At 68.5% G+C, this 17,440-nt stretch carries 14 protein-coding genes and 1 pseudogene; 3 read left to right on the top strand and 12 right to left on the bottom strand.

Features of this window, described 5'->3' with window-relative positions:
• Positions 1-198: 198 nt before the first annotated feature.
• From ACWGI2_RS34760 to ACWGI2_RS34745, 4 genes are all read right to left on the bottom strand, one after another.
• Positions 199-390, bottom strand: a complete 192-nt coding sequence (locus ACWGI2_RS34760) for a hypothetical protein (RefSeq protein WP_453699821.1) — start codon at positions 388-390, stop codon at positions 199-201.
• A 54-nt stretch (positions 391-444) separates the two neighbouring features.
• Positions 445-1,812 carry an FG-GAP and VCBS repeat-containing protein gene (locus tag ACWGI2_RS34755; protein ID WP_453699804.1) on the bottom strand — a complete coding sequence of 456 codons (1,368 nt, stop codon included), beginning with the start codon at positions 1,810-1,812 and terminating at the stop codon, positions 445-447.
• Between the two features lie 473 nt (positions 1,813-2,285).
• Positions 2,286-2,666, bottom strand: a complete 381-nt coding sequence (locus tag ACWGI2_RS34750; protein ID WP_453699803.1) for an FKBP-type peptidyl-prolyl cis-trans isomerase — start codon at positions 2,664-2,666, stop codon at positions 2,286-2,288.
• Positions 2,667-3,382: 716 nt separating this feature from the next.
• Positions 3,383-3,967 carry a TetR/AcrR family transcriptional regulator gene (locus ACWGI2_RS34745; protein ID WP_453699802.1) on the bottom strand — a complete coding sequence of 195 codons (585 nt, stop codon included), beginning with the start codon at positions 3,965-3,967 and terminating at the stop codon, positions 3,383-3,385.
• A gap of 215 nt (positions 3,968-4,182) precedes the next feature.
• Here ACWGI2_RS34745 and ACWGI2_RS34740 point away from each other — a divergent pair, with 215 nt between their 5' ends.
• Both ACWGI2_RS34740 and ACWGI2_RS34735 read left to right on the top strand, forming a co-directional pair.
• The gene (locus ACWGI2_RS34740) at positions 4,183-5,121 is read left to right on the top strand and encodes an alpha/beta fold hydrolase (RefSeq protein ID WP_453398306.1); all 939 of its coding nucleotides are present in this window, start codon (positions 4,183-4,185) and stop codon (positions 5,119-5,121) included.
• Between the two features lie 404 nt (positions 5,122-5,525).
• Positions 5,526-6,806, top strand: a complete 1,281-nt coding sequence (locus ACWGI2_RS34735) for a YeeE/YedE family protein (protein ID WP_453398307.1) — start codon at positions 5,526-5,528, stop codon at positions 6,804-6,806.
• A gap of 555 nt (positions 6,807-7,361) precedes the next feature.
• Here ACWGI2_RS34735 and ACWGI2_RS34730 read toward each other — a convergent pair.
• The 8 genes and pseudogenes from ACWGI2_RS34730 to ACWGI2_RS34695 form a co-directional block, all read right to left on the bottom strand.
• Complete coding sequence (locus ACWGI2_RS34730; protein ID WP_453699801.1) at positions 7,362-8,159, bottom strand: SDR family oxidoreductase; 798 nt, start codon at positions 8,157-8,159, stop codon at positions 7,362-7,364.
• 358 nt (positions 8,160-8,517) lie between these two features.
• On the bottom strand, positions 8,518-8,979 hold the full coding sequence (locus ACWGI2_RS34725) for a hypothetical protein (RefSeq protein ID WP_453699800.1): 462 nt from the start codon (positions 8,977-8,979) through the stop codon (positions 8,518-8,520).
• A 104-nt stretch (positions 8,980-9,083) separates the two neighbouring features.
• Positions 9,084-9,275 (bottom strand): annotated as a pseudogene (locus tag ACWGI2_RS34720) (hypothetical protein); the annotation flags it as partial.
• Positions 9,276-9,698: 423 nt separating this feature from the next.
• The gene (locus ACWGI2_RS34715; protein WP_453699799.1) at positions 9,699-10,097 is read right to left on the bottom strand and encodes a hypothetical protein; all 399 of its coding nucleotides are present in this window, start codon (positions 10,095-10,097) and stop codon (positions 9,699-9,701) included.
• Positions 10,098-10,116: 19 nt separating this feature from the next.
• A complete protein-coding gene (locus ACWGI2_RS34710; protein ID WP_453699798.1) occupies positions 10,117-10,881 on the bottom strand; it encodes a hypothetical protein in 765 nt (254 codons plus the stop codon).
• 555 nt (positions 10,882-11,436) lie between these two features.
• Positions 11,437-13,203 carry an ATP-binding cassette domain-containing protein gene (locus ACWGI2_RS34705; protein WP_453699820.1) on the bottom strand — a complete coding sequence of 589 codons (1,767 nt, stop codon included), beginning with the start codon at positions 13,201-13,203 and terminating at the stop codon, positions 11,437-11,439.
• Positions 13,204-13,394: 191 nt separating this feature from the next.
• Positions 13,395-14,285, bottom strand: coding sequence for a phosphotransferase enzyme family protein (locus ACWGI2_RS34700; protein ID WP_453699797.1), 891 nt, complete (start codon positions 14,283-14,285; stop codon positions 13,395-13,397).
• A gap of 835 nt (positions 14,286-15,120) precedes the next feature.
• The gene (locus ACWGI2_RS34695) at positions 15,121-16,092 is read right to left on the bottom strand and encodes an SDR family NAD(P)-dependent oxidoreductase (protein WP_453699796.1); all 972 of its coding nucleotides are present in this window, start codon (positions 16,090-16,092) and stop codon (positions 15,121-15,123) included.
• 148 nt (positions 16,093-16,240) lie between these two features.
• Here ACWGI2_RS34695 and ACWGI2_RS34690 point away from each other — a divergent pair, with 148 nt between their 5' ends.
• On the top strand, positions 16,241-17,107 hold the full coding sequence (locus ACWGI2_RS34690; RefSeq protein WP_453699795.1) for a helix-turn-helix transcriptional regulator: 867 nt from the start codon (positions 16,241-16,243) through the stop codon (positions 17,105-17,107).
• Positions 17,108-17,440 lie beyond the last annotated feature (333 nt).

Genomic DNA, 17,440 nt, shown 5'->3' with positions numbered 1-17,440 from the left:
CCGACGCCCCGGCCCACTGTTTGGGGGGGCCCCCCCCGTGTTTCAGGGGCCCCCCGAGACCAGGCTGCCCCGGCTCCGCTGGGGGGGGGGGGGCCCCCGGGGGGGGGGGGGGCCCCCCCGCCGAGTCGGAACCGGCAAGCGAACGTGCCCGCAGAGCGGGCCTGTTCGAGCGCGGTCGCGCCGGGGGAGGCACGCGGCTTACGAATCGGAGCTTCCAGGTAGTGATCCAGATCCAGGCGGCAAGCGCCCTTCGCGATCAGACGCTCGCGCCGGGCCGCCCGCTTCCACGTTCCTGTCGTAAACCACCAGGTGAGAAGCGTGAAGCACGACTCTGACCCACTTGCCGATCAGCCGGCCCGGCACCCAGTACCGGTTCGGGCGGACCGCGATCTGGCTGTAGCGGTCGACCCTCGGAGTGAAGAGCCGGCCCGTTCGCCTAGGAAGCTATTGCAAGAAGCTGTCAATGGGCACCGCGTCGTACTCCGCCGCGCCCGCCGTGGTGATGCCGCTGGCTGAGCCGGGCAGCCGCAGAGAGTCGAAGGCGCTCACATGCAGGTCGGCTTTTCCGTCGCCGTTCGTTTCGCGCAGCCGTACCAGGCCACCGAACTGGTCATCAGCCGTCAACGGACCTGGCACGCCAGGGGTGTTGCGGGCGAACCACTGCGAACCGGCACCGGGCAGGCCGCTCGCCCGCCCCTTGAACACATGCACGCCGCCCGCGTAGTCCTGGCCGTCGATCTCCTCGCCCCGCACGCCGACCGCGAGATCCGCGTAACCGTCGCCGTTGACGTCGCCCGCCGAGACGGATGAACCGAACTCGTCGTAGTTCTCCGGGGATCCCGCGACGCCACTCGTCGACTGGGTGAGGCGGGCGCTTTGGGACGGGCCGCTGGTGGCGCCGTACCAGACACTGACGCGACCCTTGTGCTTCGAGTAGAGGGATGTGCCGATGGCGATGTCGCCGTAGCCATCCTTGTCGAAGTCGGCGATGACACCGTCACCACCGCGTTCGGAGCTGCCGCCGTTGCCGGACTGGGACTCCAGGCGCAGGCTCTTGCCCGGCGTGAGCGAGCTCGCGCCACCCTTGATGAACCAAGCGTCGGACGCGATGGATTCGGAGCTGACCACGTCACCGATGATCGCGAGGTCGGTCTTCTTGTCGCCGTTGACCTTGCCGGAGATCAGGGCCGAGGCGTAGAAGGACGTCGTCTTGTCGAGCTTGGTCACGGTGCCGGTGGTGCCGGAGCGCTTGAGCGGGCCGCGGTAGACGTAGGTCATGGATTCGTTGATGACGGCCAGGTCCTGCTTGCCGTCCCCGTTGAAGTCGCCGGTCGCCAGGTCCTTGCCCATGTAGTTGTTGCGGCCCGGGTTCTTGTTCGGGAGAGTCGTGCCCTTGGACAGACCGGAGGCGGAGCCCCACAGGACCGTCACGGCGCCCTGGTCGGCACCGTGGGAGCCGTTCTCGCCGGTCGCCGCCACCGCGAGGTCGCCGTATCCGTCACCGTCGAAGTCCGCGGCGGCCCGTACCTCGCCGAACATGTCATCGGCCTCGTCGCCGCCGGGCACGCCGGGGCTCGCCTGGGTGATGCGCTGCTGTGTGGAGCCGGGCCCGGTGGCGGTCCCGAAGACCACGGTGACGCCACCGCCCCCTCTGGCGCTGAAACTCGAGTACGCGTAGTCGCGGTAGCCGTCGCCGTTGAAGTCGTCGCCGTGCTTCGCGGGTGCGGCGCTCGCTGCCGCGGCGGGCAGGGTGAGAGGGACGAGGCCCGCCACCAGGAAGGTGGCGAGCGAGGTCGTTGTGCGTATATGCATTGGTTCTGGGGTTCCTTGTGAGCCGAAGGGTGGTGAGAGTGAAGAGGCGCAGACGGTGGGCAAGTTGGTGACCTGGGCGCCGAAAGGTGCGTGGTCAAGTGGTGCGTGGGGGTGCCGCGCCGTTCACCGGAAGTCGTCCCGAGTGACGCGTGGGGTCGGCGAACAAGAGACCGGTGGCGGGGTCGAAGGGTTGTACGTGGGCGCCAAGGAACGTCGCAAGTGCTTGCGTAAGTGCTTGGTAGGGCCTGTGTTGAACCGCCGCCGTCAGCGCGGAGAGCGATCGGCGGGCAGGCGGGCCGAGTGTCCGCGCGCAAGCGGGCGTTCAAAACCAGGCTCTCGATGTGCCGGCATGGCAGTCGGCCCCGGCACGCGTGGTGGACACGTTCGCTGAGGCCAACGCCTGGCTGTGATCCAGCATCACTGCCGACCAACCGGGCTCCCGGTCCGAGTCCCTCCGGGACGCGGCGCTGTACTCAGACCGCGACGGAGAGCAGGTCCACCACGAAAACGAGTGTCGATCCCGCCGGGATCAACGGCGAGGGTGACTGGTTGCCGTAGCCGAGGCGCGGGGGAACGATGATCTCGCGCCGGCCGCCGACCTTCATCCCTCTGACTCCGCGGTCCCAGCCCTTGATGACCTTGCCACCGCCCACGGCGAACTTGAACGTCTGACCCCGGTCCCAGGAGGCGTCGAATTCCTTTCCGGACTCGAAGGTGACCCCGACGTAGTGAACCTGGACGACCCTGCCCGGCTTCGCCTCAAGCCCGTCCCCGACGACGAGGTCGCGGGTTGTCAGTTCGGTGGGCGCATCACCCTCCGGAAGGCCGACCTCGGGCTTCGTCAGTCCACTCATTGCAGCCTCGTTCCCTCGCCGCCGGAAGTCCTCGTACATACCAGCCGGATACAGACCAGCCAGGCGCATGGTCACTCTATGCGGTAGATCATCATGCCGTCGTGAACGCTGATCTCCGGGAGTGCACGAAGCCCAACGGAGCACGATGCTTCAGCGTGACTGGGCGTTCTACGTCATCGGTACATCGGTACGCTGCGCCCGTACTCGATGATGGCGATGCCCGGCTCCCCCGCGTCCGCAGGTATGGCCCCCGTGCGTCGCCTGGTGGCGCGTGGCCCGCTGCGCGGAAGATCGTTCCAGCCTGCGCTGGTAGCGGTCGTGGACTCCGACCGAGAGGTACCTGGGACCTGAGACCTGAGGGGGCGTCGACTCTGGACCTAAGGCGACAACCCTTACGCGGTCTCACGCGCACCCGGCTCCTCACGATCGAACATCGGGGCAACGCTCCGCGACGACTCCCCCAGATCTATCGATCGCGGCCGTCACGCCGTCATCGCCGGACTCGCTGGGTCTGTACGCGAGTTCGGGGTGGTGTCACAGGCACGAAGCGCCTGTGACACGGCCTCGCTGCGGTGAGCGACACAGAGATCGTCGTGCACCGCAGCAACGCGGTTTCACTCCCCCGGCACCGGTCCCTCCCTGAGAGGGACACGGAGAAGAACCGGCATGCGGATGGCCCGTCGTACTGGGCGGCTACTGACGCGCCCTCAGATTCGTTACGCGCGCAACGCCTGCGCCAGCGCGTCCACGGTCACGCCCACGACAGCCAGGAGCTGCGCCGGGCTCGCCCCGGCCCTGCTCATGACGGCGAGCGACTGGTTCACAGCCGCCACGTGTACAGCGAAGGCTTCGGCGTCCTTGTCGGTCAGTCGGCCGGCCTTCAGCGCGGTGCGCAGGCGCAGGAGCTGGAGGCCGAGCGCCTGCTTGGCGTGCGCTGCGACGCTCGGGCTCAGCGCCGGGATTGCCATGGCTGACTGGGTAACCAGGCATCCATCAGGTAGTTCGGGATCGGCGATGCGCTCGAGGGTGACGTCGAAGAACGCACGAACAGCGGCAACGGGTTCCGAGGCTGCACACGACAGGGCGTCGTCGTACTTCTCGCCGTAGCGCGCGGCGTACAGATCCAGGCAGCGCAGGAAGAGCGTGTCCTTGGCGCCGAGGGAGGAGTAGATGGAACTGCGGTTCAGGCCGGTTGCCCGAGACAAATCGTCCAGTGAGGTGTCGGCGTAGCCGACGCGCCAGAACTGGATCATCGCGGCGTCGAGCGCCGTGTCCATGTCGAACTGCTTCTTGCCTGCCACGCGGCACTTCCTTGCCGATGCGTCGATGGTTCGGACTGTGTTGCGCACCATTCTATCTTGAACCGACCAGTTCAAGATGTGTAGCCTTCAAGCATCGTCATGGCCAGGCATACGGCGCACTTCGCGACCGCGCGAGAAACGCACCACGTGGCCCCCCAGCCACCGCGTCAGCTACACCGCCCCAACCGCACACCTGACACCGATGGAGGATCCCCGTGACCAGCCCGGCAACCAGCACTCCGCATGCCGTCGAAAGCAACCCCATCCGCGACCTGCCCCTGCAGCACCTGGCCGGGTTCACTCACCGCTGGGTCGACGCGGACGGCGTCCGCCTTCATGTCGTCGAAGGCGGACGGCCGAGCGGCCCGGCCGTCGTCCTGCTCGCCGGATTCCCGCAAACCTGGTGGGCCTGGCGAAAGGTGATGCCCGACCTCGCCCACCGGTTCCACGTCATCGCGATCGACCTGCCCGGGCAGGGCCACTCCGAGCGTCCGGAGCGCGGCTACGACACGCACGCGGTCGCCGCGCAGGTCCACACCGCCGTGAAGGCTCTCGGAGTGTCGACTTACACCCTGGTCGCCCACGACATCGGCGCCTGGGTCGCTTTCTCCCTCGCCCTCAACTTCGAGACCTACCTGCGCGGGGTCGCTCTGCTCGACGCCGGAATTCCCGGTATCACTCTCCCGGAGGCGATTCCCACCGACCCGGATCTGGCGTGGAAAACCTGGCACTTCGCGTTCCACATCGTGCCCGACCTGCCCGAGACGCTGCTTGCCGGCCGCGAACGCGAGTACGTCGGCTGGTTCCTGAAGATGAAGGCCCTGTCTCCTGACACGTTCGACGACGCCGAGATCGACCACTACGCGCAGGCCATCGCCGCCGACGGCGGCCTGCGCGCCTCCCTCGCGTACTACCGATACGCCGCGGAGTCAGCGCGTAAGAACCGCGAGGCACTCAAGGATCGGCACCTGACGGTGCCGATCCTCGGAATCTCCAGCAGCCACGGCTCCGTTCCGGACATGGCCGCCTCCATCAGCCCATGGGCCGACAACACCACCCGAATTGTCGTGCCCGACGCTGGACACTTCATCCCCGACGAGCAGCCCGAAGCTGTCGCCGCCGCGATAGCGGACTTCATCGCCGACGACGACTGACACCCGTCGGACCTGGACGACGACTGACACCCGTCGAACCTGCCCGACGCGCCGCCCGGGGCCGCGCGAAACTCAGACCAACCACGACGTCTGACTGCCGTACTAAAGCCTGCTGCAGAAGGCTGCGGGCTGGGCATTTCGTGTACGAGTGGGGTGCTGCGGGCTGCAGGAGTCGGTCCGTCCCGCCGTCTCGTTCGGGTGTTCTCTATGTGAGACGGCGTCCCGGGATCTCCGCAGGGATGCTTATGGTGGTGCGCATGTTCGGACCCGCCCGTCAGCTCGCTCTCGCGCTCTTCGCGGCCACGCCGTGGAGCGTCGACGACGCGCTCTGTCGCCGCTGACGCTTCGCTCCGCGCTCACGCGAGCCTCGCCTGTCCGATCCCCTCCCGTTCCCGGAGACCCCGTTGACCACCGCTGCCGATGTCGGGGCGCCGCCCCGGACCGCCCTGCTCACTCCTGCCCCCACCTCCGCCCCCGCCCCTCAGGCCGAGGCCGCGCCGCCGGTCCGGCGGGTGCCGCTGACGGTTGCCGGCGCCATCGGGGTCGTACTCACCGGTTACGTCTTCGCGGAGCACGGGGCCAAGCCCGGCGTCCTGCTGCTGCTCGGCCTCGGGCTGGGGTTCGCCCTGTTCCACTCCCGGTTCGGCTTCACCTCCGCCTGGCGTCAGCTGGTGGCCGTCGGCAACGGCACCGGGCTGCGGGCCCACACTCTGCTGCTCGGCACCACCGCGACGCTTTTCGCCCTGGTCATCGGCACTGGCAGCGGCCTGTTCGGTTCGGTGCCCGCGCCCAGCGCCGGGCCGATCGGAGTGGCGCTGCTCGTCGGCGCCTTCCTCTTCGCCATCGGCATGCAGCTCGGCGGCGCCTGCGCCTCCGGAACCCTCTTTGCCGTCGGTTCCGGCCAGGGCACGATCGTGCTCACTCTCTTCGGCTTCATCACCGGCTCCACCCTCGCCGCCTGGCAGTTCGGTCTCTGGAACGATCTGCCCGCGCTCGACCCGTATGTGCTGTCCGACCACATCGGCTGGTTCGGCTCCTGGGCGATGACGATCGCGGTGCTCGCCGGGATCTGGTTCATCGCCCGCGTCGTGCAGGCCCGCCGCACTCCCCCGCCGGTCGGTAACCCGCCCTCGGCGCGCGGTGTCTTGCGTCGTACGGTGCGGGGTTCCTGGCCGCTGGCCGCAGGCGCCGTGGTCCTTGCGTTGCTCGGCGCCGGCGTGCTGCTCGTCTCCGGCGGTGCCTGGGGTGTCACCAGCGCATTCGCCCTGTGGGGCTCGAAGGTCGTCGGCGTGCTCGGCGGCGCGCCGGAGTCCTGGGCGTTCTGGCAACAGCCCGGCAGCGCGGCCCAGTTGTCGGGGCCGGTGCTGGCTGACAAGACCAGCCTCACCGACATCGGCATCATGATCGGCGCGGCCGTCGCCGCGGCCGCCGGCGGCGTGTGGCAGCTGCACCGCAACATCCCCGCCCGCACCGCGCTCGCCGCCGTCATTGGCGGCATCCTGATGGGCGTCGGCGCTCGTCTCGCCGGCGGCTGCAACATCGGCGCCTACCTGGCCGGCATCGCTTCCGGGTCCCTGCACGGCTGGATCTGGGCCGCCGTAGCGATCCTCGGCACCTGGGCCGGCCTGCGCCTACGTCCGCTGTTCGGGTTGGGCAACCCGAAGCCGACCGACAGCGTCTGCTGACCTGTCGGGGCCTGTCGGGGCCTGTCGGGGCCTGTCGGGGCCTGTCGGGGCCTGTCGGGGCCTGTCGGGGCCTGTCGGGACATAACCTCACCGCAGCTTTCGTGCGAAATCCCGCAAGTCGGCCGTGAAAAGGCCGGGCTGCTCGAAGGCGGCGAGAGGCCAAGGCCCTTGGCATTACTCGCAGTTGAGTACGAGGCCCTGCGCCTTGACGTAGTGAGCGGTGACCCACCCCTTGGGCATGTTGACCCGGTACCAGGAACCCACTTGCCGCAGCCGACACCACCACGAGGACCAGCTGACCGCCAGAAGCAGCATTCGCCTTCACCGCGGCCCGGTCCGTGTACATCAGCGGCCGGCTTCTGGCCAGTGGTACGGGTCCGGCTGCTGGGGGACCTGCTGTTGCTCCTCAATGCCCAGTGACCAGCGGCGATCTCCCGCTCACCGTCGACCACGTCGAGGAGACGGAGGGAAAGAGCCGCGGCCGGGGACTGGGGCGCCTACGCCGCCGTTGTCGCCGGCCGGAAGCGCCCGCGAGCCATAGCAACACGCGCTCGGCTACTCAAGGCCGCCGTTGCTCTGGAGAAGCTGGGCGTTGATCCAACCGCCCTCTGCAGAGCAGAGAAACGAGACAAGATTCGCGCAGTCCTGCGGCACACCGAGGCGCCCCAGGGGCGTGACACGGATCAGGTCCGCCTTCTGCTCGCCAGTCATCCACCCGGTGTCGGTCGGCCCGGGATTTATCGCGTTGCAGGTCACTCCCAGGCGGGCGAGCTCATGGGCGGCCGCCAGCGTGATGCGGTCCATTGCTCCCTTGCTCGCCCCATAAGGCAGGTTGCCTGCGGTGTGGTCGCTGGTCAGGCTGACGATGCGCCCGCTGCCATGCCGTCCGCGGAACCGCAGCCCGTACTCCCGGATCAGCAGCCAGGTTGCCCGCGCATTGACCGCGAAGTGAAGGTCGAAGCTCTCCACCGTGGTGTCCAACAGGCCGGAGTCGACCGACTCGCAATGACAGAGCACCAGCGCGGTGACGTTTCCAAGTTCACGTTCGACGCTGTCAAAGAGCTGAGCCGGTACGTCCGGGTCACTCAGATCCGCCTCGACGGCAAACGTTCTCGCTCCAAGGGACGCCACCTTCTTCTGCAGCTCTTCGGGCGCCCCCGGCTCCATGCCCCACTGCATCCGCACGTCGTACGGAGTCCAGTACGTGAAGGCCACATCCCACCCGGCCCGAGCCAGATTCAGTACCACGGACGCCGCGATCCCCGACGAACGTCCCGCCCCTGTGACCAAGGCAAGCGGGCGTCCCGCCTCTCCCACGTCCTGCTGGCTCCCCACGCGCGTCTCACCCGTCATGAACCTCATCCTGGCGGGCCGCCCTTCACGCGGCACCCGATTTTCACCGGCGCTGCCACGCTCACACGCGGAGATCCAGCCACCACAGGGCACACAAGACGCAGGTCAGATTGGCATTCGGGCGCTTCCCATCCCGACACGATGCGGCGGTCGAACTCGGCCAGCTCGAGAGAACTTCAGCTGCTCATCCAAGCCGCTCAAGGCGACCCACAACCGTGATGCCAGGCTCCTACTCAAGAGCATCTACGCCAAGAACACGATGCTCGCCGACACCGAAGACGACGCGTTCCTCGTAATGATCACATCCTGAAGGCGTCGGGGGCGGCCAGCACCTGCTGGCCGCCCCCCCCTGGCCGGGTCAGCCAGCGGGGAAGAACTGCACCAGATAGCGTTCGATGCCGACGACCGGCTCCGGTGACTCCCGAAGCCCAGCGAGCTCAGCACGACCCGTGCAGTGCGCCCGTACCCGCCACGGGCCTTTCCTGCCGAGCTTGATCAGGTCGTCGGTACGCCCCAACGAGGGTGTCCACACTGCGACATCACCGCTCACCGAATCAAACCCCACCTCGCCCCGCACATCCCACACGGCGCCATCCTCCACGGGCGCGTCCCCGCCCCAGACCTGCACCGACACCGCCGCCGTATGCGTGTGGCCGGCACTGCAGACATCGACACGACCGGGAAACGCGTTCACGAACACATCGGCGTTGAAGGCATCGGGAAACTCGACCGGCAGGTCAGCGTCCCAGGACTCCTGAAACGCGAACGCGAAGGAGTCCACGAAGACATCCAGTCGCAGCTCCTGGACCAGTTCAGCCACGAAGGTCACTCCCACCCGAACGTCCCCGACAAGGACCACGATCGTATGGCCGCGCCCTCACTCGGGGGCCGCTGAGACGTCGTTGCAATCGGTCAGCTCTCCTGTCATCGCCCCAGCAAGCGGGCCTGTTCCTTCTTGAGCGCGGAGAATCTCTGGCGCGCGTAGGTGGCAAGTTCCTCGCTGGGGAATGACACCACCGAGAGGTGCTGGTCGTGGTTTCCCTGCATCCACCGGGCGGCTGTGATCTCGTAGCCCGACACATGCGCACACAGTTGGAGCAGAAGCGGCGGCATCTCTGGTGGGTGCGGCTCGTTTCGAGTGAGCTCGGCGATCCTGCGGTGCGGGCGTAGCCCTCCTGATCGCTGGTGGGGTAGAGCTGTTGATGTTCTTGAGCGACACGGAATCACCAGTACGTTTCGAGGTCCCCGTTGGCGGTGATAGCGCGGAGTTGCAGCACGGCTTCGGCGCCGTCGAGTACCCAGCGTGCCCCGCCCAGGCGGTCGGCCATGAGCAACGAAACCCACCGCGTCCCCCCTAAACGCCCGACACGGTCGAAGCGACCAGCCTTCACCACCAGCCCACCGCCCCCAATGGATCCTCTGCCCTCTCGGGCTTCTACCGCCTGGCCAGCAACGACCCGGACTTGAGGAAAGGCCCGGATTGAGACGGTGCTGGGCACACACAGGCCTGTGTGTGCCCAGCACCGGTGGTGTGGGAGGTCAGATGAATGCGACTGCGGCGGCCCCGCCGAGCGCAGCCAGCACGAATGCCAGTGTCTCCTGCCAGCCCTTGAGTCGCTTCTTGTCGCCGTGTGTGCTGAGCAGCATGACGGAATTGGCGGCGTAGCCCGGTACCAGGACACCGAGAACGCCGAGCAAGCTCAGAGTGCCGATGCTCCACTCGAAGTCGATACCGCTGAACACGGCTTTGGCGACCAGGGCCAGTGCGGCGACGGAGTACACCAGGCCGGGGCCGAGCCTGATGTCGTCACGCTTCCGGGGCGCCGCTTCGCCTTTCGCATGGTGGCGCCAGTGCCGCCGTTCGGTGCCGAAGCGGGCGAGCAGCATGATGATGATCTCCGCGGCCAGAACGGCAACAGAGAGGTGTTCCAGGGTCACTTGTCCACCTCAGACAGTGTCAGGTGCAGGCCTTCTGAATGGCGCTGATGCCGATGAACGCCTTTACGGCCTCCCGCTCCTTTGAACCTACGTGCTTGCCCTTCATGAAGCGCCAGAGGATCGTGGCTGTCTTCTTGGCGCCGTAGCTCTTGAACAGCTTGACGGCACGGGCCACCTTGACGCCCGAGCCGGCGGGGACGAAGGAGATGAGCACCCCTGCCACAGCCGCGGAGCAACCGACGATGAACTTGGTCTGGTCCCACCAGCCGAAGGCAACTACGGGAGCCTTCTCACCGCTCTCGGCGGCCAGGTTCTGGAGAGTGGCGTAGCGGACCTTCTCGTTGGCCAGAACGGGCAGCATGGCGGCTTGAGCATCGGCGTCGCCGGGGTAGGCGGCCTCGGCGGTCTGCTGGGCGGTGGGTGATGTGGGCAGCGCCGCAAGGCGCTCGCGCAGGCCGTTGGCGTCGATGGTGCGGGTGAGCGAGATCTCCAATGCGTTGGCAAACTGGCTCTCGCTGATACCGAGTTCGGCTATGCCGTCGGCCAGGGCCTTGCCCTGCTCCAACTCATCGGCGGTGAAGCCGTCTTGGTCGCTCCGCCCGGCCGCATTGGAGTCCTCGGCGCCTGCCGCGGCGGCGGTCATAGACGTGGCGGCCGGGGTGCGAGGAATGGCGACAGCCGCCTGCGCTCCGGTGCTGGTGGCGAAGACCGCACCGGCCGTGAGCGCAGAGACGAGTACGGCGGTGCGCGTGAGCATGGTGCAATTGATCGTTCTGTTGGACATGTGCCCGAAGTTCCCCATTCTGAGCGGTTTTTGGGTACGGCAGAACAACCCCCACTCCTGTATGAGCGGAAAGGGGGACCGTACCCGGATGGTCGAGGATCACCTCATCACGGAATGATCATGATAGCTATGACGAAAGGCACACTTCCGCCTCAGCGGTTCCTCAACTGCACAGATGGTCAACAAACGTCACGAAAGCCTCTGGCAGGCCCAGCACCCACCGCCGGCCCGATCGCGGAACGCCCAAGCTCGGGCCGGTCACTCGAAACGAACCGCACCCATCTCTGGTTCGCTCAACAGGTCCGCGTGCTTGATGACCAGGTCGCGCATGGCCTGGATGTTCGGCAGGAAGACGGTCGTCACCCACAGCCGCCACTCGGTGAGCTCTTCTGACGTTCCACGAACGCACCGCGATGACCGGTGACGACATCCCGCCGCTCCACCACCAGGTCCGGCAACCACCGGCTCCCGCAGTGCCTGACGACGGCGGCCTCGGGCGAGGCGGGGCCGCGTCGGCTACGCGGCCCCGTGAGGAGGTGCAGTGTCTCGGGGTGCTCAGCGGTCCTGGGCGAGGGCGTACAGCTCGCCGAGCAAACTCCCCTCGGTGGAGATGAGTTCATCGAAGGGGCCCTGCTCCCGGATGGCGCCCTGCTCGAGAACGATGACCCTGTCAGCCATCCGTACGTTGTCGAGCCGGTGCGTGACTACCACCGTGATCCGGCCCGGAGCCATGGCCCGCAGTTCCCGGAAGATCTGGTGCTCTCCTCGGGCATCCATCTCGCTGGTCGGCTCGTCCAGCACGAGCACTGCCGGCTGACGGTACATCGCCCTCGCGCACGCCAGACGCTGCCACTGACCACCCGACAGCTCGTGACCGCCCCACACCGACCGGGCGAGCAGCGTTCCCAGTTCATCCGGGAGCTCCCGCAGCGCCTTGGTCATGCCGACCCGCTCGGCGGCATTCCAGATCCGCTCGTCGCCGAACTCCCGGGGCTGGCCCAACGTGATGTTCTCCCGGGCGGCGAGCGGCCAGTGCCCATTCTTTTGCGGGACCAGGCCTACGTGCCGCCACACCGTGTCCGCGTCCGCGCCGGCCAGGTCGGTGTCGTCCCATCGAACCTTGCCGTCGGTCGGCACGGTCAGCCCGGTGAGCATCCTGATCAGCGTCGATTTGCCGGCGCCGTTCTCCCCGACCAGGGCGACGACTTCGCCGCGGTTCAAGGTGAGCGTGATCGACTGTACGGCCGCGGCCTCCTTGCTCGGGTAGGTGTAGGAGGCTCCTTCCAGGTGGATCTGCTGTGGAGACTTGACCTGCGCGGTGCCGCGGGCGGCAGTCATGGCGCGGACCTCGTCGATGAAGGTGTAGTAGTCGGAGAGGTAGAGGCCGTGATGGAACATCACCGTCGAATACCGGATGATCGAGTTCAGCGCGCGGCCCGCGGTCTGGGAGGCGACGACCGCGGTGCCCGCGATCGCGGTCGACATGGCGCCGGCGAGGACCAGCCCGGCGAGCGAGGCCCACATGCCGAGGGTGAAAAGGCCGCCCAGGGAAGCTGCAAGCAGCGTGATCCGCAGATACGGGCGAGCCCCGGCCACCTCCCTCAACTCGACCCGATCGCACATGGAGCGGTACCAGAAGTGCAGGTAGCCACGCATGGTGTTGGCCCGCAGCTCGTCGGCGAGCTCGGCCGTCGTCAGCCACCAGCGCATCATCCCGCGCACATTGCGAGCGGAGACCGTCTGGTCGTGGACGCGGTAGTCGACCCGCGCGGCGATCACGCCTCCCAGACCGCGGGGGACGACCGACAGCAGCAGGACTCCGAGGAGCAGGGGGTGCAAGGAGGTGAGGACCGCGGCCGCGGAGGCGAGTTGGACGAACCCGTTGGTGAGGGTCTTGGCGTCGACGGCGAGGTCGACGGCGCGCAGCGCGCCGACCTCCGCCGCTTGGCTCCGGTCGCCGAACCCTTCCGCGTCGTAGGCGGCGAGTTCGGCCCGCATGTGGAGATCGACGAGTTGCAGATCCGCGGCGGAGGCGATCTTCGGGTTCAGACGCCGGGTCGCCCAGTCCGCGAGAATCCACATCGTCGCGCCGGTGGCCATCGCGACGACGGCGACGGTCAGCGCCGGCCACGCGTGGGCCAGGCCCTCGCGCGGGTCGTCGACCATCAGCTGCGGCAGGGCCTTCGCGACGGCGGTGAGCATGACGGCCGTGCCGATGCCGGACAGCAGCTGACACACGACGATCGTCAGGGCCATGCGCCGGTCGACCGTCCACGCCAGGCGGGCGGTCTGGATCAGCGCCGCGGGGATCCGGCGAGCCATGTCCCACAGACTGGCCTCGTCCATCGCCCTCCGGTGCTTGCGCCCGTTGTAGTCGAGCTCCGGCGGCGCTGAGGGCTGCGGAACGCCCGTCCGAGCCGTCGGCACGGTCAGCGTCTCCTCGTGCCCGCAGGCCGCGCCCGTGGCCGGGGCCGTGGTCGGGGCTGGGGTGGCGGGCTTGTCGTGCGGTGCGGTCACGCGGCCACCCCCGCCATCAGCCGGTCCAGGGTGCGCCGTCCGCGTGCGGTGACGTCGGGGTCGTCGTGGTCGGGACCCCAGGTCAAACAGCTGACCGCGTCGAGCGCCGCCAGACCCTGCAGGGCGTGCTGCTCCTCGGCGGTGAGGTCGCGGCCGTAGCCCTGGAGGCATGCGGCCCGCAGGTCGGGCCGATCTGCCCAGGTGGCGCAGGCCATCCGTACGAAGTCCTGCACCGCGGTCGCGAAACGAGATCTCTCGAAGTCGATCCACCCGGCCGTCTGTTGGGCCTGCGACCACATCAGGTTGCGCTCCCAGGCGTCGCCGTGGATGTACGCGAGCGGCAGCGGGGGCAAGGTGCGCAGCTGCTCGGCCAGGCTGCGCACCAGCTTCTGCTCCGGCGCGGTCAGCCGGTCCCCGGCCGCGCGGAGGTGTCTGTCGGCGCCATCGGCTGCGGCCTGCAGCGCCTGCTCCGCTTCGGCGCGCCGAGGGCCGGACAGGTCACCGGCCGCGTGAAGGCGGGCCAGCAGGGCGCCGCCTTGCCGGTGAGCTCTGGCTTCCTCCGCGGGGGTGAGCATCAACTGCTCGAGGGGCCGTCCCGGGACGGCGGTCAGGAGCAGGGCCAAGTGGTCCGCGCTCGAGGCGCGCAGCTGTGGTGCGCCGCCGACGCCGAGTGCCGGGGCAGCGTGACGCAGCGCCAGGGTCTCGCGCTCGTACATCACGGCCTTGGGGCAGATCTTCAGGTAGAAGCGGACGTCTCCGGGCAGGTCGAGCTGAAAGACGCGGGAGTTCTCGCGCGGGTGAGAGACGTCCCGGACAGCGGGCCGGGCGCCCAGTACCCGGCTGGCCCACGCGAGCAGGTCGGGGGCCGGCGTGCTCGGGTTGGTCATGCCCCCCACCCCGATGACGGTCGTGATGCCGAGGCGAACAGGGCACGACGTACGTCGACCGGACGTCGGAACGCGATGGCCTCAGCAGGAGGGTTCTCGAACACACGGAGGGCAGTAAACACGCGGACGGGATTCACGAAGTTCTCCTAGAAGGCAGGAAACGGATAGAGCACCCGGACAACTCCCCTGATCACAGGGCCGACACGGTCAACCTCGGGCGACGCATCGAGCGAAAGTTCGACGCCGGGAGCGTGGGGCAAGTGCTGTCGGCCTACACGTCCGGCACGGGCTGTTCGATTCAGCCTCACGGGGGACAGAGCGCTGCCGTAGCCCGAGCAGCGGATTGCATGACGGCATCGAGACCACGGGTCTCCTTCGGCGAGGGGCGGATGTGCTCCGTGGCGCACCCTCGCCTGCGCCACTGACAATCGACGGAGGCCGACACCGTGATCCGGTCATTCCGAGCGGGCCTGGCAGCGGCCAGATGATGGCGCCACCGGGTGCAGATGACCTGGGGCAAAGCCGGGAGAAAGGATTCTCGACCGCGGCGGCCGGGGCCCGGAATCAAGGGCCCGCCAATGTGGCTTGATCTGGCTTCCGGCCGGATGACCTTCCGGGGCGCCTGGCCCGCGAGCGGGTACGACGACAGCTAGCATCGGCACCTTCGACGCGGCATCCGTCCCCGCGCACGAGCAGACCCGCCGCCACGCCCGACGAACTTCGGCTGCCGCAGCGGTCCGCCCCGCGCACGGCCTCGATGAGAGACACGCCGCCAATCGGTCGCTGCTCGATCAATCAGGGCGAACCGCTCGTCACGTCGGGGGGTGACCACTCGTCAGGTCGCGAGGTGACCGCTCGTCACGTCGCCTGAGAACGTGTCCGCCCTGGCCTCGTGCTCCGCGGTGAACCGCTCGGCGGCCTCCCAGAGCTCCCCTTCGCGCTGCGGGTCGTAGGACTCCTGCGACGAGCGCGCCACACGGCTGCGGTCGACGTAGGAGCCGGTCGGCGCATGGGTCGTGCCGAGGACGACGTCGGATAGGTAACGGCCCGCGGCACTACGGCTGGTGGCGAACGGGGTGAGGGTCATCACCGGCATGATGCGGCGCATCGCGAACCGGGAGACGGGTCCTGCGTTGCGGGCGAGGCCGGTGCCGGGGACGAACCCCGGGTTGTAGGCGACGACGTCGATCCCGGCCGGCAGGCGACGCGCGTACTCGTGAACCAGGTAGATCGCGGCCAGCTTGCTCGTCGAGTACGCGGTGCGCCCGCCGGACGCGGTGTCCGGCTTGGGGAAGGCGCCCGTGCGGGCGAGGACGCCCGGGGACTTCCAGGCCGGGCCGGGCACCATGCCCATGTTGTGCTTGAAGTCGCCGAAGTGCGTGTCACTGGCGGTGATCACGATCCGGGCGAGAGCGATGAAATGGTCCTGGAGCAGTCGGACGAACAGGTGGTTGGCGAGCACGTTGACGGTGAAGGTGGCCTCGAAACCGTCTGGGCCCTCGGTCAGCGCGTTCGTGTACTGCATGCCCGCGTTGCCCACGAAGCCGCGCAGCGGCGGCAGTTCACCGCGGTCGAGCCGGTCGCGGATCTCGCCGGCAGCCGAGCGGACGCCGGCCAGGGAGCCGAGGTCCGCCGAGACGTGCGAGACCGTGTGCCCGCCCGCGCCGAGCTTCGCAGCGAGCTGCGCGCCGGAGGAGCCACGGGCCACGACCAGGAGGTGCGTATCCGGCGACTTGCGCAGGATGTGATCCGCGGCGACGCGGCCGATTCCGCGGCTCGCGCCCGTCATCACGATGGTGTGCTTCATGGAAGGCTCCTCAACTGGTCAACCGATGGCGTCCGGCTCGGGCGCATTTCCACGTTCGCCGGTGGCACCACCGCCAACCAGTGCCGTCCCCGTCACTAGGACTGGCAGTACCCAGGCTCATCCGGCGCCGCGCGGGGAGAATGAACCCATGGCTTCCTCCCGCTCCGGTTTCGCGGCCCTCCTGCGCGCCTGGCGCGACCGGCTGTCCCCGGCCGACGCCGGCTTCACGATGACTGACGGCCGTCGTGCCCCCGGACTGCGCCGCGAGGAGCTCGCACAGCTGGCCGGGCTCTCCGTCGACTACGTCCTGCGCCTGGAACAGGGACGCGCGAACAACCCCTCGGCCCAAGTCGTCGGCGCCCTCGCCCGGGCCCTTCAGCTCTCCCGCGCCGAGCGCGACCAGCTGTACCGCAGCGCCGGGCTCCTGCCGCCCCAGGACGGGACCGTCAGCACGCACGTGCCCCCAGGCATCCAACGGCTCGCCGCGCGCCTGGGCGACGTACCGATCGGGGTGTTCACCGCCGACTGGACCCTGGTCTGGTGGAGCACCACGTGGAGCGCCCTGCACGGCGACCCCGCCGTCCTTCCGGCCGCCGAACGGAACCTCGCCCGTGCACTCTTCGGCAACGGCGCCGCCCATGCCTCGATGCTTCCCGTCCAGTCCGAGCGCGGACAGGACGCCTTCGCGGAGTCGATCGTCGCCGACCTCAAGGACGCCATGTCCCGCTATCCCAAGGACGCCCAGCTCGATCGTCTCGTGCAGGAGCTGCGCGAAGTATCCGATGCCTTCGCCCATCACTGGGCCACGCAGACGGCCGCCGCCCAGCACACGACGGACCGCAAGACGATCCGGCATCCGGAGATCGGCGACATCCTGCTCGACTGCGACGTCCTCATCGTCCCCGGCGCAGACCTGCGGATGGTCACCTACACGGCGGCGAGCGGAAGCAGCGATGCGGGGAAACTGGACCTGCTCCGCGTCACAGGCGGCCGTACTGCCACCGCGCTCCCCTGACCGGCGGCGGCTACTGAGCGGGCTCGCCACGCCGGGTCGGCGGAGCTCGCCGCTGGCGCCGCCCCCTATCGGTCACGGCCCGAGCACGTAATCGACCTGATCCATCGCCCTCATCGAGGACGCGGTCCTGGCCGAGGCCGACCCGTACGACGCCCATCTGTTCGCTCAGCGTGTCGAGGCGCACCGCAACACCGAGCCTGGCGCGACCAGTTCGGGACGACCCCACCGAAGGAAGCCCTGGTGCACAACTTCGTGCTGCGGCTGCTCGCCGACCTCTTCGACAACCTGGTCGAACGGCCCTGTGCCGCCGACCGGCTCAGACGGGAGGTCTTC

Source organism: Streptomyces sp. NPDC054866, from assembly GCF_053610745.1.
Note: the sequence above shows the minus strand (reverse complement) of the source record. Positions and strands in the feature narration are given on the sequence as shown.

Coding starts and splice junctions, on each gene's coding strand:
- ACWGI2_RS34755 (WP_453699804.1), bottom strand. CDS start 1,812: ATGCATATACGCACAACGACCTCGCTCGCCACCTTCCTGGTGGCGGGC.
- ACWGI2_RS34750 (WP_453699803.1), bottom strand. CDS start 2,666: ATGAGTGGACTGACGAAGCCCGAGGTCGGCCTTCCGGAGGGTGATGCG.
- ACWGI2_RS34730 (WP_453699801.1), bottom strand. CDS start 8,159: ATGACGGGTGAGACGCGCGTGGGGAGCCAGCAGGACGTGGGAGAGGCG.
- ACWGI2_RS34710 (WP_453699798.1), bottom strand. CDS start 10,881: ATGTCCAACAGAACGATCAATTGCACCATGCTCACGCGCACCGCCGTA.
- ACWGI2_RS34705 (WP_453699820.1), bottom strand. CDS start 13,203: ATGGCTCGCCGGATCCCCGCGGCGCTGATCCAGACCGCCCGCCTGGCG.
- ACWGI2_RS34700 (WP_453699797.1), bottom strand. CDS start 14,285: ATGACCAACCCGAGCACGCCGGCCCCCGACCTGCTCGCGTGGGCCAGC.
- ACWGI2_RS34695 (WP_453699796.1), bottom strand. CDS start 16,092: ATGAAGCACACCATCGTGATGACGGGCGCGAGCCGCGGAATCGGCCGC.
- ACWGI2_RS34690 (WP_453699795.1), top strand. CDS start 16,241: ATGGCTTCCTCCCGCTCCGGTTTCGCGGCCCTCCTGCGCGCCTGGCGC.